At 70.2% G+C, this 25,228-nt stretch carries 21 protein-coding genes; 17 read left to right on the plus strand and 4 right to left on the minus strand.

Annotation, left to right across the window (positions count from 1 at the left end; translation table 11 throughout):
* Positions 1 to 129: 129 nt before the first annotated feature.
* Positions 130 to 1,956, minus strand: coding sequence for an AMP-dependent synthetase/ligase (locus ACXKZF_RS05960; RefSeq protein ID WP_243222653.1), 1,827 nt, complete (start codon positions 1,954 to 1,956; stop codon positions 130 to 132).
* A 155-nt stretch (positions 1,957 to 2,111) separates the two neighbouring features.
* Here ACXKZF_RS05960 and ACXKZF_RS05965 point away from each other — a divergent pair, with 155 nt between their 5' ends.
* Genes ACXKZF_RS05965 through ACXKZF_RS05975 form a run of 3 tightly spaced genes read left to right on the plus strand, consistent with a single transcriptional unit; the run spans position 2,112 to position 5,110 of the window.
* Complete coding sequence (locus ACXKZF_RS05965; protein ID WP_055957527.1) at positions 2,112 to 3,047, plus strand: ROK family glucokinase; 936 nt, start codon at positions 2,112 to 2,114, stop codon at positions 3,045 to 3,047.
* Positions 3,048 to 3,049: 2 nt separating this feature from the next.
* Positions 3,050 to 3,763 carry a lysophospholipid acyltransferase family protein gene (locus ACXKZF_RS05970; RefSeq protein WP_055957524.1) on the plus strand — a complete coding sequence of 238 codons (714 nt, stop codon included), beginning with the start codon at positions 3,050 to 3,052 and terminating at the stop codon, positions 3,761 to 3,763.
* Between the two features lie 9 nt (positions 3,764 to 3,772).
* Positions 3,773 to 5,110, plus strand: a complete 1,338-nt coding sequence (locus ACXKZF_RS05975; protein ID WP_243222654.1) for a class II 3-deoxy-7-phosphoheptulonate synthase — start codon at positions 3,773 to 3,775, stop codon at positions 5,108 to 5,110.
* A gap of 204 nt (positions 5,111 to 5,314) precedes the next feature.
* Here ACXKZF_RS05975 and pknB read toward each other — a convergent pair whose 3' ends face one another.
* Both pknB and ACXKZF_RS05985 read right to left on the minus strand, forming a co-directional pair.
* Complete coding sequence (gene pknB, locus ACXKZF_RS05980) at positions 5,315 to 7,267, minus strand: Stk1 family PASTA domain-containing Ser/Thr kinase (protein ID WP_055957518.1); 1,953 nt, start codon at positions 7,265 to 7,267, stop codon at positions 5,315 to 5,317.
* A gap of 60 nt (positions 7,268 to 7,327) precedes the next feature.
* Positions 7,328 to 8,317 carry a LysM peptidoglycan-binding domain-containing protein gene (locus ACXKZF_RS05985; RefSeq protein WP_488985686.1) on the minus strand — a complete coding sequence of 330 codons (990 nt, stop codon included), beginning with the start codon at positions 8,315 to 8,317 and terminating at the stop codon, positions 7,328 to 7,330.
* A 149-nt stretch (positions 8,318 to 8,466) separates the two neighbouring features.
* Here ACXKZF_RS05985 and ACXKZF_RS05990 point away from each other — a divergent pair, with 149 nt between their 5' ends.
* A complete protein-coding gene (locus tag ACXKZF_RS05990) occupies positions 8,467 to 8,811 on the plus strand; it encodes an Rv2175c family DNA-binding protein (RefSeq protein WP_314454118.1) in 345 nt (114 codons plus the stop codon).
* Positions 8,812 to 8,906: 95 nt separating this feature from the next.
* Here ACXKZF_RS05990 and ACXKZF_RS05995 read toward each other — a convergent pair whose 3' ends face one another.
* A complete protein-coding gene (locus ACXKZF_RS05995; protein WP_488985687.1) occupies positions 8,907 to 9,986 on the minus strand; it encodes a polyprenyl synthetase family protein in 1,080 nt (359 codons plus the stop codon).
* Positions 9,987 to 10,050: 64 nt separating this feature from the next.
* On the opposite strand from ACXKZF_RS05995, the gene ACXKZF_RS06000 reads away from it, so the two are divergent.
* The 13 genes from ACXKZF_RS06000 to ftsZ all read left to right on the plus strand — a co-directional run bounded on the left by ACXKZF_RS06000 (position 10,051) and on the right by ftsZ (position 25,189).
* Positions 10,051 to 10,446, plus strand: a complete 396-nt coding sequence (locus tag ACXKZF_RS06000) for a DUF3040 domain-containing protein (protein ID WP_488985688.1) — start codon at positions 10,051 to 10,053, stop codon at positions 10,444 to 10,446.
* Between the two features lie 384 nt (positions 10,447 to 10,830).
* Entirely contained in the window at positions 10,831 to 11,262 is a 432-nt protein-coding gene (gene mraZ, locus ACXKZF_RS06005; RefSeq protein ID WP_055957500.1) for a division/cell wall cluster transcriptional repressor MraZ, read from the plus strand.
* A gap of 99 nt (positions 11,263 to 11,361) precedes the next feature.
* The gene (gene rsmH / locus ACXKZF_RS06010) at positions 11,362 to 12,315 is read left to right on the plus strand and encodes a 16S rRNA (cytosine(1402)-N(4))-methyltransferase RsmH (RefSeq protein ID WP_200936122.1); all 954 of its coding nucleotides are present in this window, start codon (positions 11,362 to 11,364) and stop codon (positions 12,313 to 12,315) included.
* Positions 12,312 to 12,938 (plus strand): cell division protein FtsL, encoded by a 627-nt coding sequence (gene ftsL / locus ACXKZF_RS06015; protein WP_488985689.1) that lies wholly within the window; start codon positions 12,312 to 12,314, stop codon positions 12,936 to 12,938. Before rsmH ends, ftsL begins: the two co-directional genes overlap by 4 nt.
* A gap of 5 nt (positions 12,939 to 12,943) precedes the next feature.
* A complete protein-coding gene (locus ACXKZF_RS06020; protein ID WP_488985690.1) occupies positions 12,944 to 14,737 on the plus strand; it encodes a peptidoglycan D,D-transpeptidase FtsI family protein in 1,794 nt (597 codons plus the stop codon).
* Positions 14,738 to 14,801: 64 nt separating this feature from the next.
* Positions 14,802 to 16,214 (plus strand): UDP-N-acetylmuramoyl-tripeptide--D-alanyl-D-alanine ligase, encoded by a 1,413-nt coding sequence (locus tag ACXKZF_RS06025; protein ID WP_488985691.1) that lies wholly within the window; start codon positions 14,802 to 14,804, stop codon positions 16,212 to 16,214.
* Positions 16,211 to 17,317, plus strand: coding sequence for a phospho-N-acetylmuramoyl-pentapeptide-transferase (mraY, locus tag ACXKZF_RS06030; protein WP_243222662.1), 1,107 nt, complete (start codon positions 16,211 to 16,213; stop codon positions 17,315 to 17,317). Before ACXKZF_RS06025 ends, mraY begins: the two co-directional genes overlap by 4 nt.
* Positions 17,299 to 18,834, plus strand: coding sequence for a UDP-N-acetylmuramoyl-L-alanine--D-glutamate ligase (gene murD, locus ACXKZF_RS06035; protein ID WP_488985692.1), 1,536 nt, complete (start codon positions 17,299 to 17,301; stop codon positions 18,832 to 18,834). The genes mraY and murD overlap by 19 nt, the downstream gene beginning before the upstream one ends.
* A gap of 11 nt (positions 18,835 to 18,845) precedes the next feature.
* A complete protein-coding gene (ftsW, locus tag ACXKZF_RS06040; protein WP_488985693.1) occupies positions 18,846 to 20,096 on the plus strand; it encodes a putative lipid II flippase FtsW in 1,251 nt (416 codons plus the stop codon).
* A 52-nt stretch (positions 20,097 to 20,148) separates the two neighbouring features.
* Positions 20,149 to 21,222: a UDP-N-acetylglucosamine--N-acetylmuramyl-(pentapeptide) pyrophosphoryl-undecaprenol N-acetylglucosamine transferase gene (locus ACXKZF_RS06045; protein ID WP_243222664.1), complete on the plus strand. Its 1,074-nt coding sequence runs from the start codon at positions 20,149 to 20,151 to the stop codon at positions 21,220 to 21,222.
* 102 nt (positions 21,223 to 21,324) lie between these two features.
* On the plus strand, positions 21,325 to 22,731 hold the full coding sequence (gene murC / locus ACXKZF_RS06050) for a UDP-N-acetylmuramate--L-alanine ligase (RefSeq protein WP_488985694.1): 1,407 nt from the start codon (positions 21,325 to 21,327) through the stop codon (positions 22,729 to 22,731).
* A gap of 2 nt (positions 22,732 to 22,733) precedes the next feature.
* On the plus strand, positions 22,734 to 23,666 hold the full coding sequence (locus ACXKZF_RS06055) for an FtsQ-type POTRA domain-containing protein (protein WP_488985695.1): 933 nt from the start codon (positions 22,734 to 22,736) through the stop codon (positions 23,664 to 23,666).
* Between the two features lie 335 nt (positions 23,667 to 24,001).
* Positions 24,002 to 25,189, plus strand: a complete 1,188-nt coding sequence (gene ftsZ, locus ACXKZF_RS06060; protein WP_488985696.1) for a cell division protein FtsZ — start codon at positions 24,002 to 24,004, stop codon at positions 25,187 to 25,189.
* Positions 25,190 to 25,228 lie beyond the last annotated feature (39 nt).

Here is a 25,228-nt window from a genome sequence, read left to right on the forward strand (position 1 = left end):
TCACGCGAACAGGCTGCGGGCCCAGGAGAGGCTGACGTGCGGCTGGTCGCCCTGTCCCCGTCGTCCGCCCTGGTCTGGTGACACGAAACGGCCCGGCCCTGCGGGGGGACCGGGCCGTCGTCGTTCGCGTCAGGGCAGCGACACGTTTGTCGTGTTCACCGGCACGGCGTAGAGGTCCTCGATGGCGTCGGCGTAGTCGGACACGATGACGTTGCGCTTGATGCTCATCTTGGGTGTCAGGTGTCCGCTGGCCTCGGTCCACTCGGTGGGGAGGATCGTGAACTTGCGGATCGACTCCGCACGCGACACCCGGGTGTTGGCGCGGTCGACGGCACCCTGCACCTCGGCGCGTACCTTGTCGTTCTCGGCAGCGTCGGCGAGAGACATGTCGGAGGGAAGGCCGTTGTTGGCGAGCCACGTCGGCAGCATCTCGGAGTCGAGGGTCACCAGCGCCGCGATGAAGGGCTTGTGATCACCCACCACGACGACCTGTCCGACGATCGGGTTGGCGCGGATCGGATCCTCGAGAGCCGCGGGGGCGACGTTCTTGCCGCCGGCGGTGACGATGATCTCCTTCTTACGACCCGTGATCGTGAGGAACCCGTCGTTGTCGAACGCTCCGATGTCGCCGGTCTTGAACCACTCGCCGTCGAACGCCTCGGCCGTGGCCTCGGGGTTCTGCCAGTATTCGCGGAAGACGTTGATGCCGCGTACCTGGATCTCGCCGTCGTCGGCGAGCCGCACGCCGACGCCCGGCAGCACGGGGCCGACGGTGCCGATCTTGGACTTCGTGGCCAGGTTCACCGTGGCGGGTGCGGTGGTCTCGGTGAGGCCGTACCCCTCGAGGATGACGACGCCGAGGCTCCGGAAGAAGTGACCCAGACGCGGGCCGAGCGGGGCGGATCCCGACACCGCGTAGACGACGCGGCCACCCATGGCATCCCGGAGCTTGGAGTAGACGAGCTTGTCGAAGAGAGCGAACTTGAGCTTGAGTCCGAGCGGGATCTTCTTGCCGTCCTGCAGGCGCTGCGAGTGCTCGATCGCGGCGTCCGCGGCCGCGCGGAAGATCTTGCCCTTGCCGCCCGCCTCGGCCTTCTGCTCGGCGGAGTTGTACACCTTCTCGAACACGCGCGGAACGGCAAGGAGGAACGTCGGCTGGAACGAGCCGAGCGCGGGAAGGAGCTGCTTCGTGTCGGGCTGGTGGCCCGTCTTCACCCCGGCGTGCACGTTCAACAGCGAGATGAACCGCGCGAACACGTGAGCCGTCGTGATGAAGAGCAGCGTGGAAGCCCCCTGCGTCTCGACGACCTCGTGCAACGCCTTCGCCGAGTTGCGCGCCAGCTCGACGAAGTTGCTGTGCACCAGCACGCAGCCCTTGGGACGCCCGGTCGAGCCCGAGGTGTAGATGAGGGTGGCCACGTCCGACGCCTTCGCGAGGTGACGGCGCCGCTCGATCTCTTCGTCGGTGATGTGCGTACCCCCCGCCACGAGCCTGTCGAGGTCGCCCGCGTGCATGGCCCACACCTCGCGCACGAGGGGGACGTCGCTGCGCACCTCGTCGAGCCGCTCGGCATGGTCGGCCGACTCGAGCACGACGGCGATGGCGCCCGAATCCGCAAGGATCCACGAGATCTGCGCGGGGGAGCTCGTCTCGTACACCGGCACCATCACGGCCCCGGCGTAGAACAGCGCGAAGTCCACGAGCGTCCAGTCGTACGTCGTGCGCGCGATGAAGGCGACTTTCTCTCCCGGCTGCACTCCCGCGGCGACGAATCCCTTCGCCAGGACGATCACCTGACGCTCGAATTCGGCAGCGGTCACGTCACGCCAGCCGTCGGCATCGGGGACGGCGAACAGGGGACGGTCGGGGGTCGCCCGAACACGGTCGGCCAGCAGGTCGGACGCGTTGGCATCCGGGTCTGCGGGGACGATGAGGGGGAGGTCGAACTGAATCACGGTAACTCCTTCGGCACCGGAAAGAACGTCGAGCGGTGCGTCGAGTCTATCCGCACGGTTTCCGGCCACACCGGGACGCGGTGTCCCGCGCCGCGCACGCGGCATGGCTAGACTTCACCGGGCCGAGCCGCTCGGTCGGCCCGGAAGGGAGCACGGTGCAGAACGTCGGCATCGACATCGGGGGCACGAAGATCGCGGGAGGCGTCGTCGACGACGACGGCACCATCATCGAGAAGCTCCGCGTCGACACCCCCATCGACCCCGCCGCCCTCGTGGATGCCGTGGTCGACATGGCCGACCACCTGCGCCGCGCGCACGACATCCACGCGATCGGTGTCGCGGCGGCCGGCTTCATCAGCCTCGATCGCAGCACCGTCATCTACGCCCCCAACATCGACTGGCGCGACGAACCGTTGCGCGCCCGCCTCGAGCAACGCCTCGACGCACCCGTCACGATCGAGAACGACGCCAACGCCGCAGGCTGGGGCGAGTACCGCTTCGGGGCCGGTCAGGGCGTTCACGACATGGTCATGCTCACCATGGGCACCGGCGTCGGCGGTGCCGTCGTCAGCGCGGGTGAACTCTTCCGCGGCGGCCACGGCATCGGCGGCGAGCTCGGCCACATGCGCTTCGTGCGCGGCGGGCACCCCTGCGGGTGCGGGCAGAACGGATGCCTGGAGCAGTACGCCTCGGGTCGCGCCCTGCAGCGTGAGGCGAACGCGATCGCCGACGAGGGTGGAATCGGGGCGGCCCTGGCCGCGATCCGCGAAGAGAAGGGCGCCATCCCCGGGCCCGCCGTCTCACGACTCGTGCTCGCCGGCGACCCGGGCGCGGTCGAGGCCCTCCGCCGCGTCGCCACCGCTCTCGGCGAGGCGTGCGGCGGCTTCCAGGCCGTGCTCGATCCCGAGCTGTTCGTCATCGGCGGCGGCGTCGCGCAGCTGGGCGCCGACCTGCTCGCCCCGGTGAAGCTCGCCTACGAGACGTCGCTCCCGGGGTACGGTGAGCGTCCGGTCGCCGAATTCGCCATCGCCCGTCTGGGCAACGACGCCGGCCTCATCGGGGTCGCCGACCTCGCCGGTAAGGAGCGCTGACGATGTTCTACTGGCTGATGAAGTACGTGGTCATCGGGCCCGTCATCAAAGCGATCTTCCGCCCGTGGATGGTGGGGCGGCGAAACATCCCGACCGAGGGGGCGGCGATCCTCGCCAGCAACCATCTGTCGTTCTCCGATTCGATCTTCCTGCCGCTCATGATCGACCGTCGCATGGCGTTCCTCGCCAAGAGCGACTACTTCACCGGCAAGGGCATCAAGGGCTGGGCGACGCGGATGTTCTTCACCGCGACGGGGCAGCTGCCCATCGACCGATCCGGCGGCAAGGCGTCGGAGGCCTCGCTCAACACGGGCCTCGGCGTGCTCGGCCGTGGGGAACTGCTCGGCATCTACCCCGAGGGCACCCGCAGCCCTGACGGCACCCTCTACCGAGGCCGCACGGGAATCGCCCGCATGGCGCTCGAGGCCCGCGTGCCGGTCGTGCCGGTCGTCATGGTCGACACCGGTGCCGTCATGCCGATCGGTCAGCGCCTGCCACGTGTCGGGCGGGTCGGAATCGTCATCGGCGAGCCGTTGGACTTCTCGCGGTTCGAGGGCATGGAGGGCGACCGTTACGTGCTGCGCTCGGTCACCGACGAGATCATGGTGGCGCTCCAGCGCCTCGGAGAGCAGCGTTACGAAGACGTCTACGCCTCGACGGTGAAGGACCGTCTGGCCACGGCGCAGGCGGCGAAGACGCCCGCGTCCCGCCACTAGACTTCAGGAGTGAATCAGCAGCTCCACGACCTCGACCATTGGCGATCCCTGCCCATCAAGCAGCAGCCCCAGTGGTATGACGAGGGCGCGGTCGCCGCGGCATCCGCAGAGCTGGCGACCCTCCCGCCGCTGGTCTTCGCCGGCGAGGTCGACAACCTCCGCGACCGTCTCGCGCGCGCCGCCGCAGGTCAGGCATTCCTCCTGCAGGGCGGTGACTGCGCCGAGACGTTCGCCGGCGCGACCGCCGAGCAGATCCGCAACCGCATCAAGACGGTGCTCCAGATGGCGGTCGTACTCACCTACGGCGCCTCGATGCCCGTGGTGAAGATGGGCCGCATGGCCGGCCAGTTCGCCAAGCCGCGCTCGAGCGACGTCGAGACGCGCGGTGACGTGACGCTGCCCGCGTACCGCGGCGACATCGTCAACGGCTACGACTTCACCGAGGCGTCGCGCAGGGCCGATCCTGCGCGACTGCTCAAGGGCTACCACACGGCCGCCTCGACCCTGAATCTCATCCGCGCTTTCACGCAGGGCGGGTTCGCCGACCTCCGCGAGGTCCACAGCTGGAACAAGGGCTTCGCAAGCACCCCGGCCAATCAGGCCTACGAGGCGATGGCCACCGAGATCGATCGGGCCATCAAATTCATGGAGGCCGCCGGGGCGAACTTCGACGAGCTGACGCGCGTGGAGTTCTACACCGGTCACGAGGGTCTGCTCATGGACTACGAGCGCCCCATGACGCGTATCGACTCGCGCACGGGGCTCGCCTACAACACCTCGTCGCACTTCCAGTGGATCGGCGAGCGCACGCGCGAACTCGACGGCGCGCACGTCGACTACTTCTCGAAGATCCGCAACCCGATCGGCGTGAAGCTCGGCCCCACGACCACGCCCGAGACGGCGCTCGCACTCATCGACAAGCTCGACCCCGAGCGGGAGCCGGGCCGGCTGACGTTCATCACGCGCATGGGCGCCGGCAAGATCCGCGACGCGCTGCCTCCGCTGCTCGAGGCCGTCCGCGACTCCGGCGCCGTGCCCTTGTGGGTGACCGACCCGATGCACGGCAACGGGATCACCACCCCCACCGGCTACAAGACGCGTCGCTTCGACGACGTCGTCGACGAGGTGCGCGGGTTCTTCGAGGCCCACCGATCGGTGGGGACGCACCCCGGCGGCATCCACGTCGAACTCACCGGCGATGACGTGACCGAGTGCCTGGGCGGTTCGGAGCAGATCGACGAAGCCACCCTCGCGACCCGCTACGAAAGTCTCTGCGATCCCCGCCTGAACCACCGTCAGAGCCTGGAATTGGCCTTCCTCGTGGCCGAGGAGCTCGAGAAGCGCTGACCGGCCCCGCCGTCAGGCCGACGCCCCCGATCCGCTGTGGTCGGGGGCGTCGCCGTTCGTGCGGGTGACCAACCCGTTGACGGGCTCGAGGGGCCCCGGTGAGAGGGAGGCGGGTGGCGACCCCTTCGACGATCTCAGCGAGCCGAGGGGAGAGCCGCCGCGACTGAGCCGGTCGGAGTCGCCCGCGACTCCGGTGGGCGGCGGCTACAGCGTCGGCGTCAGGGTGATGGTGCTGCCCTTGGGGGCGGTCTCGCCCGCCTTGGGGTTCGTGGCCCGCACCTTGTAGACGTCCCAGTACGTGAAGCCGAGAGGCAGGGTGCCGTCGTCGATGCCCGCGTTCACCTCGAACCCGAGCCCCTCGAGTGCCGTCACCGCCTCGCGGATGGTCATGCCCACGACGTTTCCGGGGATCTCCACCGGCTCCGGTCCGATCGACACGAACAAGGGCACCGTGTCACCGGGGCGCCAGTTGCCCTCGCCGTCGCGATCGCCGATGCCGATGACGACCCCGGATGCCACGCTGTCGCTGTACCGCTCCGAGATCGAGGTGGAGAGGCCGGCCTCATCGAGCGTGCGCTCGGCGCGTGACTGCGACTCGCCGGAGACGTCGGGGAGAGGACCGAGCGACACGACCAGCGATGCCGCGTCGCCCTCGTACACGGTGCAGCCGTCGGTGCAGCCGATGGCGTCGCCGCCGGATCGGGGGATGACGGATGCCGACAGCACGGTGCCGTCGCCGGCATCCGAGAATTCCCGCGCGGGCTCGTCGGAGACGCCGACGAACGCGGCCTCGAAGATGCCGTTCACCTCGTCGGCGCTCTTGCCGGCGAGGGCGGGGATCTGGTGCGTGGCGGGGCCGACGGAGACGTACACGGTCACGAGCGCGTCCTTGTCGAGGCGCGCACCCGGCGAAGGGTCGGACCCCACCGTCGTGCCCGCGGGGATGTCGCGATCGTTGACCTCTTGTGCCTGCGCGCGCAGCTGGTTGGTCGCCAGCAGCGTCTCGGCGTCGGCGAAGCTCCGCTGCGACACATCGGGGACGGCCACGAGGGATCCGGGGCCCGAGCCGAAGTACCAACCGGTACCCGCCGCGCCGACGGCCAGCAGCAGCACGATCACGAGAGTCCAGACGCCCCGGGTGGTGCGGCGGCGGGTGCGGGTGCGCAGTCGCGCGGCGTTGTCGGGCTCTTCGGCGGTGGCGACGGGCAGTGACGCGGTCTGGGGGAGCACCTTGGTGAGCTCGCGCGATTCGGCGGCGCTCGCAGCGCCGGTGGTGCCGACGGCGACGGCACGGGCGACCTGAGGGGCGAGCCCCAGCTCCTTCTCGATCGCGCGCAGGCGCTCGAGCATCGTGCCGGCGTCGAGCGGGCGGTCATCGGGCCGGCGCTCGGTGGCCCAGAGCACGAGCTCGTCGAGCTGTTCGGGCACCGACGGGTTCTTCACGCTCGGACGCGGGACCGAGTCCGTCGCGTGCTGGTAGGCGATCTGCATGGGCTGCTCGCCCTTGTAGGGCTGCTCGCCGGTGAGCATCTCGTAGAGCATGATGCCGAGCGAATAGATGTCGCTGCGGGCGTCGGCGGTGCCGCGGGTGACGAGTTCGGGTGCGAGGTAGGCGATGGTGCCCATCAGCTGCGCGCCGCTGGCGGTGTTCGCGGTCGTCGCCCGCGCGAGGCCGAAGTCGCCGATCTTGATGCGGCCGTCCTCGGCGAGGAGCACGTTCTCGGGTTTCACGTCGCGGTGCACGATGCCGGCGCGGTGGGCGGCGGAGAGCCCCGACAGGATGGCATCCATGATGGTCAGGGTCTGATCGATCGTGAGTCGCCGGTGCTCGCGCAGGAGTTCGCGCAGCGTGATGCCGGGGAGGTACTCCATGACCAGGTAGGCCATCTCGCCGTCCTGGCCCTGGTCGAACACGTTCACCACGTGCGGATCGCTCAGACGCGCGGCGGAGCGGGCCTCCTGGATGAACCGGCTCTGGAACACGGTGTCGTCACTGAGGTGGCCGTGCATGACCTTCAGCGCCACCCGACGCTCGAGCCGCAGGTCGGTGGCGACGTACACGGTCGCCATGCCGCCGCGCGCGATGCGCGCGCGCACCCGGTACCGGCCGTCGACGAGACGGCCGATCAGCGGGTCTGCCTGCTGACTCGTGCTCACGGGTCGAGTCTACGGAGCGGCCCCTGTGAGCCCGGGCAACGGCTCACCGTGGGCCGCGACTCAGCCCAGAACCGCGAGCCACGTGGTGGCGGGCTGCTCCCACTGCGCGTAGCGGTCGGGGTAGGCCGAGATCTGAACGGCCTGCGCCGCGTCGGCGTAGGCCATCTGCTCCCAGCCGGGGATGTCGAGGAGGCCCCGCGTCGTGAAGCCGTTGGGGTCGGACGGGCCGCCGTAGAACACGCGCGTCGCACGGTCGGGGTCGCGGATCTGCTCGGGGGTGCCCCAGCCCATGCTCGGACGCTGCTGGAAGAGACCGAGCGAGTCGCGGTCGCCCCAGTCGAGGTTGCGTAGCCACGACTCCTGCATCGCGGTGCCGAGGGCGATCCGGATGCCGTGGTCGGAGACGCCGAGCTCTCGACCGATGCGGATGATCAACCGGGCGTTGTCGGACTGCTCGGCGTCGAGGCCGGGGGCGGTGACCGCGGCGACGGCGGCGGGGGCTGCGGCGGGAGCGCCGGAGGGGATCTGCAGGACGTCGCCGGGATAGATGATCGACGCGCGGGTGAGGCCGTTCGCGCTGAGGACCGCATCGAGCGAGACGCCGTTGGCGCTCGCGATCGCCGAGATGGTGTCGCCGGGCTGCACCTCGTGTGTCACGGCCGCGGGGGCCGGGGCGGGGGCCGGGGTCGGAGCGGCGGGCGCGGCGGGTGCGCCGCCCAGCGCGAGCACCTGGCCGGGGCGGATGACGCTGTCGGGGCCGAGTCCGTTCGCCGCCTGCACCGAGGCGACGTCGAGACCGTTGGCGCGGGCGATGCCCCACACGGTGTCGCCGGGCTGCACGGTGTAGGTGACGGCGCCGGTCAGGGCGGTGAGCACCGGAAGGACCTTGAGCGGCGCGGTCGGCAGGGAGCTGAGGGGCGGGGCCGGGGGTGCCGCATGGGCCGCGCCTTCTCCGGCGAGGCTCAGGGCGATGGTGCCCGCCACGGCGGCGGGCCAAGCGGCGACGACGCGTCGGGTCGTCGGCGGGGCAGGGAAGGGGAGTCGTCGCATGGTGGGGGGATTTCCGTTCGTCAGACTGCCCGCCACGCTCGCATGCCGCGATACGGATGTCAACGTGTGAGGCGCATGTGACGAATGTGACACGAGTGACGACACCGTCGCCGAGACGTGCCGTCGGCGGAGGGTGAGATAGTTGCACCGTGACCGAGACGACCCGTTACGAAACCGACTGGCTGACGATCCCCGACCTCGTGGAGCTCCTCGACGAGCCCCTCGGCCGCGTGCGTCGACTGATCGACGAGGACTACCTCGTCGGATCCCGCCGTGACGGTGTGTTCAAGGTGCCCTCCGTGTTCCTCGCCGAGGGGCGCCCGCTGCCCGCGCTGCGCGGCACGATCATCGTGCTGCACGACGCCGGGTTCGACCCCGACGAGACCATCGACTGGTTGCTCACGCCGGAGCAGACCATCGGCGTGGCACCCATCGAGGCTCTGCGTGCGGGACGCAAGAGCGAGGTGCGTCGGGTCGCCGCGACCCTCGCCTGAGTCGTCGAGGCGGCAGAGACCGAGGCCCGACCCCTGCGTGAGCCGGCGAGGCGTCGGCGCCGACCGCTGAGCCGTCGGCCATCGCCGGCGTCCGGTCAGGCCGCGCGATCCGTGGCCGCGCGGGCGAGCGTCCGCAGCTCGTCGACCGCATCGGCTCGAAGCGGTGCTTCAGCGAGCGCGAGGTCGGCGCGACGGGCGTAGTGGGTGATGAGCTCCTCGGTACGTGCGAGCGCGCCGCTGTCGACGATGGTCCGTTGCAGGATGCCGATCTGCTCGGCATCCAGAGCCGGGTCGCCCAGCCGCTGATCGATCGCCCGACGCTCCTGGGGTGAGACGGCTTCGCGGGCGTAGGCCACCAGCACGGTGCGCTTGCCCTCGCGCAGATCGTCGCCCACGGGCTTTCCCGTCACGGCGCTGTCACCGAAGACCCCGAGCACGTCGTCGCGCAGCTGGAACGCCATGCCCACGTCGTGGCCGAACCGGCCCAGCGCGTCGCTCTGCGCGTGAGCCGCGCCGCCGAGCGCCGCACCGATCTGCAGCGGCTGCTGGATGCTGTAGCGCGCCGACTTGTACGAGGCCACACGCAGGGCGCGTTCGGCGTGCGTGTCGTCGGGGTGGACGGTGTACGCGGACTCTTCCGCCACGTCGAGGAACTGTCCGATGGTGACGTCGCGGCGCATCTGCGCGTATGCCCGCCGGGTCGCGTCGGCGGTAGGCGAGTCCCGCAGGCCCTCCTCGAGCAGGTCGTCGCTCCACGCGACGAGGAGGTCGCCGAGCAGGATCGCCCCCGAGCGCCCGAACGTGTCGGAGTCGCCCGTCCAGCCCGCGTTCCGGTGCGCGCTCTGCAGAGCGCGATGCGCCGCGGGTTGTCCGCGACGGGTGTCGGAATTGTCGACGAGGTCGTCGTGCACGAGGGCGGCCGCGTGAAAGATCTCGAGAGAGGTGGCCACGGCGAGGGCGGCGTCGTCGAAGCCGGCGGGTGACGGTCGCACGGCCCCCCAGCCGGTGAGGCAGAAACGCGCGCGCAGACGTTTTCCGCCGCGGAGTGCGGAAGCGCCGGATCGCGTGAGCATCTCCGCCTCCGGGCCGAGAGCGGCGGCGTACAATAGTTGTTCAGTGAGGAAGTTGTCGAGTCGCTGGGAAACAGCTTCGATCGGTTCCGGCGAGGTCGGCACGGGCCTAGCCTAGTGATCCTCGCCCCACGTAGAATCGTCCACACCGAACAATAGAGGGGGATGCATGCCACTGTCCGAACAGGAGCAGCGTCTGCTGGATGAGATGGAGCGCCATCTCATGAGTAACGACACAGATGTCGTCACTGCCCCCAGTCGAGCCCTGAGCTACCGCAACATCGTCCTCGGATCGATCCTGGTGCTCGCCGGGCTCGGCGCCCTGGTGGTGGGCGTGTCGATCGGCTTCAACACGGGCTTCCTCGGCATCGCGATCGGTGTGCTCGGTTTCCTCCTGATGGTCGGCGGTGTGATCTTCGCGGTGACCCCCACGCGCGGATCGGTCGCCGCCGCCCCCAGCGCCGGAGGCTCTGGTGGCGCCAAGCCCCGGGCAGCGCGCGCCTCGGGCTCGTCGTTCATGGACCGCATGAACGAACGGTGGGACCGCCGCCACGAGGGGCAGTAACCCTCCTCGAATTCTCGTGAAGCACCGGCTCTTCGGAGCCGGTGCTTTTTCGTGCGCCCGGGGCGTGGCACGAGCACGCCGGCCCGGGGTCCAGGCCCGCTGAGTCGCCGCCGGGGCCTGGCCGCCGCCACCGCCGGTTCCGGCCCGCGGCGGACAGGGAAGGGGTCGGGCCCTCCCTTTCCCTCCACGGGCGCCGTCGTGCGGACTCCGCCGGCCCCGTGAACCCCGTCATTCCGCGGATTTCGCACGCCATTGCGACGGGCGGCCTGCACCGTACACGTCGGGTACTTCGGATGGAAGATGCCGCGTTTGATAGCTAAGTGGAGGCCAGTGGAGTAAAGTGGGGGAAACTTCGCAGGCCGGACGAAGGGGGTGGGTGCCCGAATGCTGCTCGGTACGCACACTCCCAAGCTCGATGACAAGGGGCGCGTCATCCTGCCCGCGAAGTTCCGCGACGATCTCGGCGCCGGAGTGGTGATCACCCGGGGGCAGGACCGCTGCCTCTATGTGTTCAGCACCGAGGAGTTCGAGCGCGTGCACGAGCGGATCCGCGAGGCTCCGCTCAGCAACAAGCAGGCCCGCGACTTCCTGCGCATGTTCCTCTCGGGGGCCAGCGCCGAGAAGCCCGACAGCCAGAACCGCATCACCGTTCCCCCGGCCCTCCGTAGTTATGCCGGGCTCGGTCGCGAGCTCGTCGTCACCGGCGTCGGCGCCCACGCCGAGATCTGGGACGCGGAGGCCTGGAACGCCTACGCCGAGAGCAACGAAGACACGTACGCCGAGATGGAGCAGGAGGTGATCCCGGGATTGTTCTGACCCTCCGGCTGTGATGCCCAGCCGCACGCCCTGACGCACTTCCCCGGCGCCAGGTCGATGCGGATGGGGATCAGAGCCGAAGGATCGGAGCCCGTCATCATGGACATCCGCGACATCCACACCCCCGTCCTGCTCGAGCGCTGCGCCGATCTGCTCGGGCCCGCTCTGCACAAGCCCGGTGCCGTCTTCGTCGACGGCACGCTCGGCATGGGCGGGCACTCCGAGGCCTTCCTCGAGCGTTTTCCCGAGGCGCGCCTCGTCGGCCTCGACCGTGACACCGACGCCCTGAGGATCGCGGGGGAGCGGCTCGCACGGTTCGGCGACCGCGTGACCCTGGTGCACACCGTCTACGACGGGATCGCCGAGGCCGTGGCATCGGCGGGAGTGTCGAAGGTGGACGGCATCCTGTTCGACCTCGGGGTGTCGTCGCTTCAGCTCGACGAAGCCGCGCGCGGTTTCGCGTACGCGCAGGACGCGCCCCTCGACATGCGCATGGATCAGACCACGGGCGTCACCGCCGCCGAGGTGCTCGCCACCTACGGCGAGGGCGACCTGCGCCGGATCTTCGAGCGCTACGGCGAAGAGAAGCTCGCCGGGCGATACGCCCGCGCGATCATCGCCGCGCGCGCCGAGAAGCCGCTGGAGCGATCGGGTCAGCTCGTCGACGTGCTGCAGGCCGCGACGCCGGCCGCCGTGCTGCGCGAGCGTCACCCGGCCAAGCGCGTCTTCCAGGCCCTGCGCATCGAGGTCAACGCCGAGCTGTCGGTGCTCGAACGCACCATTCCCGCCGCCCTCGGTGTCCTGGGCGTCGGCGGGCGCATCGTCGTGCTGTCGTATCAGTCGCTGGAAGACCGTCTGGTCAAGCGCGAGTTCGCGGCGGCGTCGACGTCGACCGCTCCCCGGGGACTGCCCGTAGAGCTGCCCGAACACGCGCCGAAGTTTCGGTTGCTCGTGCGCGGAGCCGAGCTCGCGGGCGACGAAGAACGCGCGGTCAACCCCCGTGCCACCCCCGTGCGTCTGCGCGCGGCCGAGAGGATCCAGGAGGACGTATGAGTGCATCCCCGGCCATCGACCCCCGGGTCGTCGACAACTTCCTCCCCGACTTCCCGACGCCCGTCCGCGAGCGTCGTCTCACCGTCGTCCCGGCCCCCGCCCGTCGGCGCGTACCGCGGCGGCTGTTCGGCATCATCGCCGTCTCGGGCGCCCTGATGATCGTGCTCGCGCAGATGGGGCTCAGCATCCTGACCACGCAGAGCTCGTTCGAGATCGCCTCGCTCACGCAGCAGCAGCGCGACCTGACCTACCAGAAGCAGATCCTCTTCGACGAGACGGCGGGCCTGAACTCCCCGCAGTATCTGGCCGCCAACGCCGCCGCCCTCGGGATGGTCATCGACGAGTCGCCCACCTACCTGCGTCTGAGCGACGGTGCCGTCGTCGGTTCCGACAAGCCGGCCGACACGACATCGTCGGTGGATGCCAAAGGCCGCGGTTCGGTCGGCAACGCCCTCATCGCGGGTGTGCCGCTGGTCACCGATCCGACGGCTGCGACCACCGAGACCGGCGGCACGGCCCCCGAGGCTGCGGCCACGGCCCCGACCGGGGCGACGACCCCGGACGCCGGATCCGCGACACCCCCGCCGATCAGCGACGGTCTGCCCACTCCCGCGACACGATGAGAGCCATGACGACAGCCACCTCCCGATCCCCGCGGCGTCGCACCGTCGTCGCCCTCGCGGTCGTGCTGATCGTGCTCGTCGCCTTCGTGGTGCGACTGATCGACATCCAGGTCGTGAACGCCCGCGAGCACGTCGACGATTCGCTCTCGATGGGTCTGCAGTCCTCGCGCACGCTGTACGCCTCGCGCGGCCCCATCGTCGACGCGAACGGCACGCCGCTGGCGACGAGCATCAACCGCTACGACGTGCAGATCGACCCGTCCCTCGCCGTCGACGGCGTGACCACCTACGACGACGACGGCAACGAGGTCACGACGGCGTGGCCGGAGCTCGCCGCGCGCATCGGCTCCGTCCTCGGTCAAGACACGCGAGACGTGCAGAAGATCGTGACGGATGCCGTGGCCGACGACCCCGACTCGCAGTACGCGGTCATCGCCAAGGCGGTCTCGACCGAGCAGTACCGCGCCCTCGCCGACCTCGGTCTACCCTTCCTCAGCTTCCCCCCGCAAGCGGGTCGGGTGTACCCCGACGGCGCCGTCGGCGGGAATCTCCTCGGCTTCGTCGGCAGCGACGGCCAGGCGCTCGCAGGGCTGGAGTCGGCGGATGACTCGTGCCTGGCATCCACCAACGGCAAGGTGGTCTTCCAGAAGAGCCCCTCCGGCGTGGTGCTCCCGGGCACCGAGACCGTGACCCAGTCCGCCGTCGACGGTGGCACTCTCCAGCTCACCATCGACCGCGACCTGCAGTGGTACCTCGGCCAGCTCATCGCCGAACAGGTGCAGAACACCGGGTCGTTGCGCGGCACGATCACCGTCGTCGAGGCGAAGACCGGCAAGATCCGGGCGCTGGCGGAGTACCCCACGGTCGACCCCAACGACCCCACCGCGACGCCGGACTCCGACCGCGGCAGCGCCGCGTTCGGAGACCCGAACGAGCCCGGATCGACGATGAAGGCCATCACGGCGGCCATCGGCCTCGACAGCGGTTCCTTCACCTCCGACACCACGGTCACGGCGTCGTCGCGCGAGGAGTTCGGCGACGGAGCGCGGGTCTCCGACTCGTTCGCGCACCCCGAGAACCGCTACACCCTCACGGGCGTGCTCATCGACTCCTCGAACGTCGGCATCTCGAAGTTCGGCGACATGATCCCGCTCGACACCCGCGTCTCGTACCTCGAGAAATTCGGGCTGACGCAGCAGACGGCGGTCGGCTTCCCCGGCGAGTCGTCCGGCATCCTGCGCGATCCCGCGGCATGGGACAAGCAGACCTTCTACAACACCACCTTCGGACAGGGTCTCGCCGTCACCGTGCCCCAGCTCGCGGGCGCCTACCAGACCATCGCCAACGGGGGAGTGCGGATGCCGCTGACCCTCGTCGAAGGTTGCACCGCGGCCGACGGCACCGTCACCGACGTACCCGACGCCCAGGGCGAGCGGGTCGTGTCGGAGAACGCCGCCGACACGGTCTCGCAGATGCTCGAGAACGTCGCGACCCAGGGCACGCTCGCCGACCAGGTCGCGATCCCCGGGTACCGCGTGGCGATCAAGACCGGTACCGGAGAGAAGACCGACCCGGACACGGGCGCGTACAAGTCCGACGCCTACTTCACCACGATGATCGGTTTCGCCCCCGCCGACGACCCGCAGTACGTCGTCGAGGTCAACCTCGACGAACCGCGGACGGTAAAATCGTCGGCGGCCACCGCGCCCGCGTTCCAGAAGGCCCTGACGCAGGTCCTCAAGACCTACCGGGTCATCCCCTCCGGAACCACGACCCCCGAACTGCCCAAGTTCGGCTGAGACACCCGCTCACCGGTCTCGTCTCGGTAACGAATGCGACATCGGAAAGGGCGTCCGCACACCAATGATCTCTCTCAGCCTCTCCCACATCGCCGACGTGCTCGGCGGTCGTCTCGTCGCGCGCGGCGGCGACACCGGCGACACCCTCGTCTCGGGCCTGGTCGACACCGACTCCCGCCTGATCGCGCCCGGTGACATCTTCGTCGCCAAGCCCGGCGAGACCACCGACGGTCACCTGTTCGTCGGCACCGCCGTCGAGCGTGGAGCGGTCCTGGCGATCGTCGAGCGCGAGCTCGACGACGAGGTCAGCCAGATCGTGGTGCCCGATGTCGTGGCCGCCCTCAGCGACCTCGCTCGCGACGTCGTGGCCCGCGTGCGGGCCGCGGGCGAGCTGAAGATCGTCGGCATCACGGGTTCCAACGGCAAGACCACCACCAAGAACCTGCTCGCGCGCATCCTCGAGGGCGTGGGCGAGACGGTGTCGCCGCGGGCGTCGTTCAACAATGAGGTCGGCGCTCCTCTGACGATGCTCCGCGTGACGGATGCCACCCGCTACCTCGTGAGCGAGTTCGGTGCGAGCGCCCCCGGTGCGATCGCGCACCTCGCGGGGCTCGTCACCCCCGATGTCGGCGTGGTGCTGATGGTCGGGATGGCCCACGCCGGCGGGTTCGGCGGTATCGAGTCGACCTTCCACGCCAAGAGCGAGCTCGTGCGCGCCACCCGCGAGGGGGGCCTCGCCGTGCTCAACGTCGACGACCCGCGGGTCGCCGCGATGGAGCCCCTCGCGCGTGAGCGCGGTCAGGGAGTGCGCTGGTTCGGCCGCAGCGAGCGCGCCGAGGTACGCGCCGTCGACGTCGAGGTCTCGGCATCCGGAACACGCGCCGACCTGCTCGTCGATGGGCAGGCGCACACCCTGACGCTTCGCGTGCTGGGCGAGCACCATGTCATGAACGCCCTCGCCGCCCTCGCCGCCGCCACCGCACTGGGTGTATCGACGGCTGAGGCCATCGCGCGCCTCGAGACGGTCGAGATCGCCGAGCGGTGGCGTATGCAGCCGCTGGGTTCCGACCGTGTCCGCATCATCAATGACGCCTACAACGCCAGCCCCGACTCGATGGCCGCAGCCCTCCGCACCCTCGCGCAGATCACCGGTCCGGGCGAACGCACGGTCGCCGTGCTCGGGGCCATGAGCGAGCTGGGCGAGTACGCCGACGAGGAGCACGACCGCGTGGGGCTCCTGGCCGTGCGCCTGCGCATCCAACGCATCGTCGTCATCGGTCCCGAGGCCCGCCGCATGTACCTCGAGGCCATCGCCCAGGGGTCGTGGGACGGCGAGGCCGTCTTCTTCGCCGACGCCGACGCCGCCTACGACTACCTCTCGACCGAACTGCGCGACGGTGACCGCGTGCTGGTGAAGTCGTCCAACTCGGCGGGGCTCCGGCATCTCGGCGACCGTCTGGGAGACTTGTTCGCGTGAGATCACTTCTGACAGCAGCGGCGATCTCGCTCGCCTTCACCCTGTTCCTCACACCGGTGTTCCTGCGATGGTTCCGGCGGTGGGGCTGGGGTCAGGTCATCCGTACGCCCGAGAACGTGCACAACCCCTCTCACGGGGCCAAACGCGGCACGCCCACCATGGGTGGCACGATCTTCATCCTCGGCACGATGATCGGCTACCTCATCGGGTCCTACGCCGGTAACAATCCGCCGACGCTGTCGGGGCTGCTGGTGCTGTGGCTGATGCTCGGATTCGGCGTCGTCGGTTTCATCGACGACTACATGAAGGTGCGCCACCAGAACAGCCTGGGCCTGTCGGGCTGGCGCAAGATCGCCGGGCAGATCATCGTGACGGTCCCCTTCGCGGTCGTGGCCCTCAACTTCCCCAACAGCTTCGGCCAGACACCCGCCTCCGAGTACATCTCTGTCTTCCGCGACATACAGGTGCTCTCGCTCTTCGCCCTGGGTCCCGTGCTCGGCTGGCTCCTGTACCTGGCGTGGATCTCGTTCATCGGCACGGCGGCATCCAATTCCGTCAATGTCGCCGACGGGCTCGACGGTCTCGCCGCCGGCTCCGGCATCTTCGTCGTCGGCGCCTACAGCCTTATGGCGTTCTGGCAGAACAAGCAGATGTGCGCCGATGTGCTCGATCCCGCGGTGCAGGCAGGATGCTATGCCGTGCGTGACCCGTTCGATCTGGCGATCGTGTCGGCTGCGTTCGTCGGCGCACTGGTGGGATTCCTCTGGTGGAACGCCCCGAAGGCGAAGGTCTTCATGGGCGACTGCGGGTCGATGGCCATCGGCGGTGTGATCGCCGCCATGGCGATCCTCACCCGCACCGAGATCCTGCTCGTGCTGATCGCCGGCGTGTACGTCATCGCCTCGGGCTCGGTGATCCTTCAGCGGGCCTACTTCAAGGCCACCAAGGGCAAGCGACTGTTCCTCATGAGTCCGCTGCACCACCACCTCGAGATGCGCGGCTGGCCCGAGGTCACGATCGTCGTGCGCATGTGGATCATCGCCGGCCTCCTCGCCGTCTCGGGCATCGGATTCTTCTACGTCGAATGGCTCTCACGCGTATGACCGACCTCTCCTCGCTCACCAGCTGGCACGCCGACTGGAAGGGCCTGCGCGTCGCCGTGCTCGGCCTGTCGGTCACGGGTTTCTCGGTCGCCGACACCCTCTCGGAACTCGGCGCCGTCGTGCTCGTCGCCACGGAACGGGCGGATGCCGAGTACGCACGGCTCCTGCCCGTGCTCGGCGTCGACCTGTACGAGGGCCCGCTGGATGCCGTGCCCGCCGCCCTCGTCGACTTCGCGCCCGAAGTCGTCATCGCTTCCCCCGGCTTCGCGCCCCACCACCCGGTCATCCGTTGGACGCAGGAGGAGGGCATCGCCCTGTGGGGCGACGTGGAGCTCGCGTGGCGCCTGCGCGACAAGGTCGTGCGCGCCGACGGGCGCCCCGCCGACTGGGTGCTGATCACGGGTACCAACGGCAAGACCACGACGACACGTCTGACGGCCGAGATGCTGGTCACCGCCGGCTTCCGGGCCGCCCCCGTCGGCAACATCGGCACCCCCGTGCTCGACGCCGTGCGCGATCCGGGCGGCTTCGACGCCCTGGTCGTCGAGCTGTCGAGCCACCAGCTCTGGTACCTCAACCTGCAGAGCGGTGCCGACGCGCTGTCACCGCACGCGGCGGTGTGCCTGAACCTCGCCGACGACCACCTCGAATGGCACGGCGGCGCCGACGCCTACCGCGATGCGAAGGCCGGCGTCTACGCCCGCACGCGTGCGGCATGCGTCTACAACAAGGCCGACGTCGCGACCCGGACGATGGTGGAGGATGCCGAGGTCATGGAGGGCGCGCGCGCCATCGGCTTCGATCTCGGCGTCCCAGGCCCCAGCGACCTCGGCGTCGTCGACGGCATCCTGGTCGATCGCGCCTTCCTCGAGGAGCGGGCCACCTCGGCCCTGGAGCTCACCACGGTCGCCGACCTCGCCGCGCACGGGCTCGCCGCCCCCCACGTCGTGGCCAACATCCTCGCCGCGAGCGCCCTCGCGCGCTCGCTCGGGGCGACGCCGGCGCACATCCACGACACCCTCGAGCGCTTCCGCCTCGACCCTCATCGCATCCAGGTCGTCGGCGCGCACGCCGGTGTCACGTGGGTCGATGATTCCAAGGCAACCAACCCGCACGCGGCCGCCTCCTCGCTTGCCGCGTACCCCGGCGCCGTCTGGGTCGTGGGAGGGCTGCTGAAGGGTGTCGACCTGAGCGAACTGGTGCGCTCCCGGGGCGACGCCGTGCGCGCCGCGATCGTGATCGGCACCGAGCGCGGCGACATCGTCGCGGCGTTCGCACGACACGCCCCGGCGGTGCCGCTGTTCGAGGTCGACCACACCGAGACTGAAGACGTCATGGCCCAGGTCGTCGAACTGGCGGCGGGTGTGGCTCGGGACGGAGACACCGTGCTCCTGGCTCCCGCGGCGGCATCCTTCGACCAGTTCTCGTCCTACTCCGACCGCGGCGAGCGCTTCGCCGACGCGGTGCGGGCGTGGATCGCGGGTCGGGGCGACGGAGCGATTCGACCGAACGACTGAGGGGGACACGCGTGACCACGACGGCGCCCCCTCCCCGGCAGGCCCCCGATGACCAGCCCGAGCGGGGCGGGCTGATCGCTCGCGTCTCGCTGGGGCGGGCTTTCCGTCCGGTGTCGACAGAGTTCCTGCTGATCGCTTCGGCAGCGTTGCTGCTGACGGGCTTCGGTCTGGTCATGGTGCTGTCGGCGACCTCTGCGCTGGACGGGGGGCAGAGCCCCTTCGACCACGTGATGAAGCAGAGCGTGTTCGCGATCGTCGGCATCCCGCTGATGTTCGTCCTCAGCCGTGCGCGCATGAGGTTCTGGCAGAGGATCGCCTGGCCCGCCCTCATCTTCGCCACGGCGTTCCAGCTGCTCGTGTACGTGCCCGGGCTCGGCATCGCCGCGAACGGCAACCGCAACTGGGTGGCGATCGGCGGCTTCCAGTTCCAGCCCGCCGAGTTCCTGAAGCTCGCGGTGGCGCTGTGGATGGGCGCCGTGCTGTACCGCAAACGCCGCCTGCTCACCTCCTGGGCGCACGTGTTCATCCCGGTCGTACCCGTGTCGGTGCTGGTCATCGGGACCGTGCTCGGCGGAAGAGACCTCGGCACGGTCATGATCCTCGTGCTGGTCGTGCTGGGTGCGCTGTTCTTCGCCGGAATCAAGCTGCGCATGTTCATCGTGCCGGCCGTGCTCTCGGTGGTCGTGGTGCTGTTGTCGGCCATCGGCAGCGAGAACCGCATGGAGCGCATCGGCAGTCTCTTCGTGCCCGACGACGCGTCGTGTTACTACACGACCTGCTACCAGTCGTTGCACGGCGTGTGGGGCCTGGCGAGCGGCGGGCTGTTCGGTCTTGGCCTGGGGAATTCGAAAGAGAAGTACGACTGGCTCCCGGCCGCGGCCAACGACTACATCTTCGCCATCATCGGCGAAGAGTTGGGCCTCATCGGGTGCATCGTCGTGCTCGTGCTGTTCGCGCTGTTCGCGGTGGGTGCGTTCCGCATCATCCGCCGCACCGACGACACGTTCGTGCGCATCATCGCGGGGGCGATCACGCTCTGGATCGTCGGCCAGGCGCTGGTCAACATCGGCGTCGTGCTACGCGTCTTCCCCGTTCTGGGCGTGCCGCTGCCGTTCATGTCGCAGGGCGGAACATCGTTGCTGTCGGTGCTGATCGCGTGCGGCGTGCTGCTGTCGTGCGCGCGCACGCTCCCCGACCGCCGCGCGGTCGCCGACGAGGCGCCTCGGCGCACGCCGGGCCGGCGTCGGGCTCGACGGAGCTGATCGTCCCCGCCCCGCGACCTGGCCAGCTCCGCGACCTGGCTAGGGTCGTACGGTGACGACTTATCTCCTCGCCGGCGGCGGCACCGCCGGGCACGTCAACCCGCTCCTCGCCGTCGCCGACGGCCTCCGTGCGCGCGACGCCGCGGACGACGTGCTCGTCCTCGGCACGCGCGAGGGGCTGGAGTCGCGCCTCGTGCCCCTGCGCGGCTACGAACTGCTCACGGTGGCGAAGGTGCCGTTCCCACGTCGCCCCGACCGTGCGGCCGCGGCGTTTCCGACCCGCTTCCTGCGGGCAGTGGCGCACGTGCGCCGGCTCATCCGCGCCCGAGGCGTCGACGTCGTCATCGGTTTCGGCGGGTACGCCGCCGCGCCCGCCTACATCGCCGCGCGCCGCGAGCGGGTGCCGTTCGTCGTGCACGAGGCGAACGCGAAGCCGGGCCTGGCGAACGTCCTGGGTGCGCGACGTGCCGCAGCCGTCGGCGTCGCCTTCGCCGGCACACCGTTGCGGGGTGCGCGAGAGGTGGGGATGCCGCTTCGCCGCGAGATCGTCGACCTCGACGCCACGGCATCCCGCGCCGAAGCCGCCGCCCACTTCGGACTGGATGCCGCCCGTCCGGCCCTTCTCGTCTTCGGGGGGTCGCTCGGCGCCCTGAGGCTCAACGAGGCGTTCGGGGGAGCGTGGCGTGACGTGCTCGACGCCGGCTGGCAGCTGCTGCACGTGACGGGACAGGGTTCCGATCTGCCCGACCCCGCTGTCGACGGGTATGCGGTCGTCCGCTACGTCGACCGCATGGACCTCGCCTTCGCGCTGGCCGACCTCGTCGTCTCGCGCTCGGGGGCCGCGACCGTGAGCGAAATCAACGCCCTCGGCATCCCCGCGGTCTACGTTCCCTACGCCGTCGGAAACGGCGAGCAGAGCCTCAATGCCGCCGCCGCCGTGCGCGCGGGCGCGGCGATTCTCATCGCCGACGCAGACCTCACGCCCGACCGCGTCCGCGACGACATCGTGCCGCTGCTGCGCGACGACGCCCGCCGTGCGGCGATGCGGGCCGCTGCCGCCCGCACCGGCATCCGCACGGGCACCGAGAATGTCATCGCGCTGATCGACGAGGCGCTCGCGCGCTGAGGGCCGGGGGCCACGCGACAGGACGGTCCCGGGGGTTCGCAGGGTCCGTGCGGGCGCGCCGGGGCATGTGCGCAGGGTGGGCGACGTAAACTCGCAGACGCCATGATCAGACCCGACCTGAGCCTCCCCCTCCCCCAGCACATCGCCTCCGCCCACTTCATCGGAATCGGTGGATCGGGCATGTCGGGGCTCGCCCGCATGTTCCTCGACCGCGGCATCCGGGTGTCGGGTTCCGACCGTTCCGACAGCGCCGCCCTGCGAGACCTCGCGGCGCGCGGCGCGACGGTCCACGTCGGTCACGACGCCGCCCACCTCGGCGACGCCGACACGGTGGTGCACACCGGCGCCATCTGGCCCGAGAACCCCGAGTTCGTCACCGCCAAGCAGCGCGGACTCCACGTCATCCACCGTTCTCAGGCCCTGCACTGGCTCATCGGTGGCCGCCGCCTCGTCTCGGTCGCCGGCGCTCACGGCAAGACCACGTCGACGGGCATGATCGTCACCGCCCTCCGTGCCCTCGGAATCGCGCCCACGTTCGTCAACGGGGGAGTCATCGCCGATCTCGGCGTCTCGAGCGGTACCGGTGGCGACGACCTCGTCGTCATCGAGGCCGACGAGTCCGACGGCACCTTCGAGCTCTACGACACCTCGGTGGCGCTCATCACCAACGTCGACCCCGACCACCTCGACCACTACGGCTCCCGCGACGCGTTCGACGCCGCGTTCGCCCGTTTCGCAGATGCCGCGAGCGAGGCCGTGGTCATCTCGGCCGACGACCCCGGTGCGCGCGCGGTGCGCGAGCGCATCACGCACCCGGGCGTGGTGACCTTCGGAGAGGATGCCTCCGCCGACGTGCGCCTCAGCGGCATCCGCACCGACGGGCCGGTCGCCTTCACCCTCACCGCCGGCGGGGAGAGCATCGACGTGCAGCTGCGCGTTCCCGGTGCCCACAACGCCGTCAACGCCGCCGGCGCGGTCGCCGTGCTGCGCGTGCTCGGGCACTCGCTCGCCGCCGCCGCACGCGCCGTCGCGGGCTTCGGCGGAACCGTGCGCCGCTTCGAGCTGCACGGCGTCGCGCAGGGGGTCAGCGTCTACGACGACTACGCGCACCACCCCACCGAGGTCGCCGCAGCCCTGTCGGCGGCGCGCACGGTCGTGGGTGAAGGGCGCCTGATCGCCATCCAGCAGCCGCACACGTATTCGCGCACGCAGGAGATGTACCGCGAGTTCGCCGAGGTGCTCGAGTCCCACGCCGACCACACCGTCATGCTCGACGTGTACGGTGCCCGCGAAGACCCGGTGCCCGGGGTCACGGGCGAGCTGGTGAGCGGCGCGTTCGCGGATCCCGCGCACGTGCACTACGTGCCCGACTGGCAGGCGGCGGCGGACTACACCGCTCGCATCGCCCGCCCGGGCGACTACGTCATCACCCTCGGCTGCGGCAACGTCTACCAGATCATCCCGCAGGTGCTCGACGCGCTTTCGCGCACCGAGGCCGCGGCGGTCTGAGCGTGAAGCGGCCCTCGCCCCTTCCGCAGCAGCCGGAGTCCGTCCGCCCCGCCGCGCGGGCCGAACGTGCCGCGCAGCACCAGGACGCCTCGATCGTCGGCGCCGCACCGGTGACACCGCTCGTGCGCCAGGAGACGGCGGATGCCGTATCGGAGCCGGCCCTCGCGGGTGCGGGCTTCCGCGACGTGCTGCGGGCGTCGCGCGCCCGCCGTCGCGCGCTGTCGGCCGAGGTCAAGCGGTTCACGGTGCGCAGTCGTCGCCGTCGCAACCTCTGGATCGGCGTGGGTGCGGCGATCCTCCTCACCGTGGCCGGCACCGCGGGCGCGGCTTACTCGCCGCTCTTCGCGGTCGAGCGCATCGACGTCGTCGGCACGTCGCAGCTCGACGCTGCCGCCGTCACCGATGCGCTCGTCGGGCAGCTCGGAACCCCTCTCGCGCTCGTCGACGACAGCGCGGTGAAGGCGGCCCTCGTGCGCTTCCCGCTCGTGGAGTCCTACACGCTCGAGGCCCGGCCGCCGCACGATCTCGTGGTGAACATCGTCGAGCGCACCCCCATCGGGGCCATGCAGGGCGCAGCGGGTTTCACGGTGGTGGATGCCGCCGGTGTCGCCCTGTCGACCACCCCCGACGCCCCGGCCGGCCAACCCGTGCTCGACATCGCCGAGGGGACGGGGTCGGCGGCGTTCCACGCGGCCGGGCGGGTCGTGCGGGCCCTCCCCGACGCGGTTCGTGCGCAGGTGACGGGGGTCTCGGCATCCACTCCGGACGACGTCACCCTGACGCTGGGTGCCTCGGGGTCGACGGTCGTGTGGGGGAGCGCTGAGCGCTCGGCCGAGAAGGCTCTCGTGCTCGATCGGCTGATGCAGAAGAGCCCGCCCGACCGCGCCAGGGAGTACGACGTCACCTCTCCGGACGCGGGCGTCGTCCGTTCGTAGGCGAAGACGACGTCGCGCTCCGACGCGGTGGGGGTCGATCGCCGTGGCCGGCGTCGTGCGCGGGCGGGCGGAGGCCGGCGTCGTGCCCGGGCAGGCCCCGCGGCCGTCGTGCGCCGAGGTCGACGGGCGGGCGCCACCCCTGTCGCGCGTCCTCCACGAGCGTGGGCCCGGGCGTCCGCCGCGGATCTGCGAGGCGATAGTCCGACACGCCGCGTGTCGGGCGAGCGGCATCCGATCCGCCACCTACCTTCGAGCTAAGGAATTGCATACCGGGCAATTCTTTAACCCTCAACATGAGGTTTAGAGTTTCGGTTCGGGGACAAACGGAGGCCGGCATGAGCCACAACCAGAACTACCTCGCCGTGATCAAGGTCGTCGGTGTGGGCGGCGGCGGCGTCAACGCCGTCAATCGCATGATCGAGCTCGGCCTTCGTGGCGTGGAGTTCATCGCGATCAACACCGACGCGCAGGCGCTGCTGATGAGCGACGCCGACGTCAAGCTCGACGTGGGACGTGAGCTCACCCGGGGTCTCGGCGCGGGCGCCGACCCCGAGGTCGGCCGTCGCGCCGCCGAAGACCACGCGGAGGAGATCGAAGAGGCCCTGCGCGGCGCCGACATGGTCTTCGTCACCGCGGGCGAGGGCGGCGGCACGGGCACCGGTGGCGCACCGGTCGTCGCGAAGATCGCCAAGTCGATCGGCGCGCTGACGATCGGTGTCGTCACTAAGCCCTTCTCCTTCGAGGGTCGCCGTCGGCAGAGCCAGGCCGAGGCCGGTGTCGGACGCCTGAAGGAAGAGGTCGACACCCTCATCGTCGTGCCCAACGATCGCCTCCTCGAGATCAGCGACCGCGGCATCTCGATGATCGAGGCCTTCGCCACCGCCGACCAGGTTCTGCTCGCGGGTGTCCAGGGCATCACCGACCTGATCACCACGCCGGGTCTGATCAACCTCGACTTCGCCGACGTGAAGAGCGTCATGCAGGGGGCAGGTTCGGCCCTCATGGGCATCGGCTCCGCCCGCGGCGCGGATCGCGCCATCAAGGCCGCGGAGCTCGCCGTGGAATCCCCTCTCCTCGAGGCGTCGATCGAAGGCGCGCACGGCGTGCTGCTGTCGATCCAGGGCGGATCGAACCTCGGCATCTTCGAGATCAACGACGCCGCCCAGCTCGTCAAGGAAGCGGCCCACCCCGAGGCGAACATCATCTTCGGTACGGTCATCGACGACACCCTCGGCGACGAGGTGCGCGTCACCGTGATCGCCGCCGGTTTCGACGGCGGCGGGCCCTCGCTGCGCATCGAACCCGTGGGCGCCCAGCGTCCGGCATCCACCCCTGTGCTGCCCGCAATCCCCGCCGACGACGTCGCCCGCGACCTCGACGCGGCCGAGGAGCAGAAGGCCGCGACCGAACGCGCCCCCGAGCGTCGCCCGGAGCTGGCACCCGTCACCGCGCGCGTGCCTGAGACCTCCTACGACAACGGCTACGCCGACGACGACCTCGACGTGCCCGACTTCCTGAAGTAAGCACGCACGATCTCTCCGACGAAAGCGGGTCCGGTCTCC

The organism is Microbacterium sp. ABR10 (assembly GCF_057812175.1).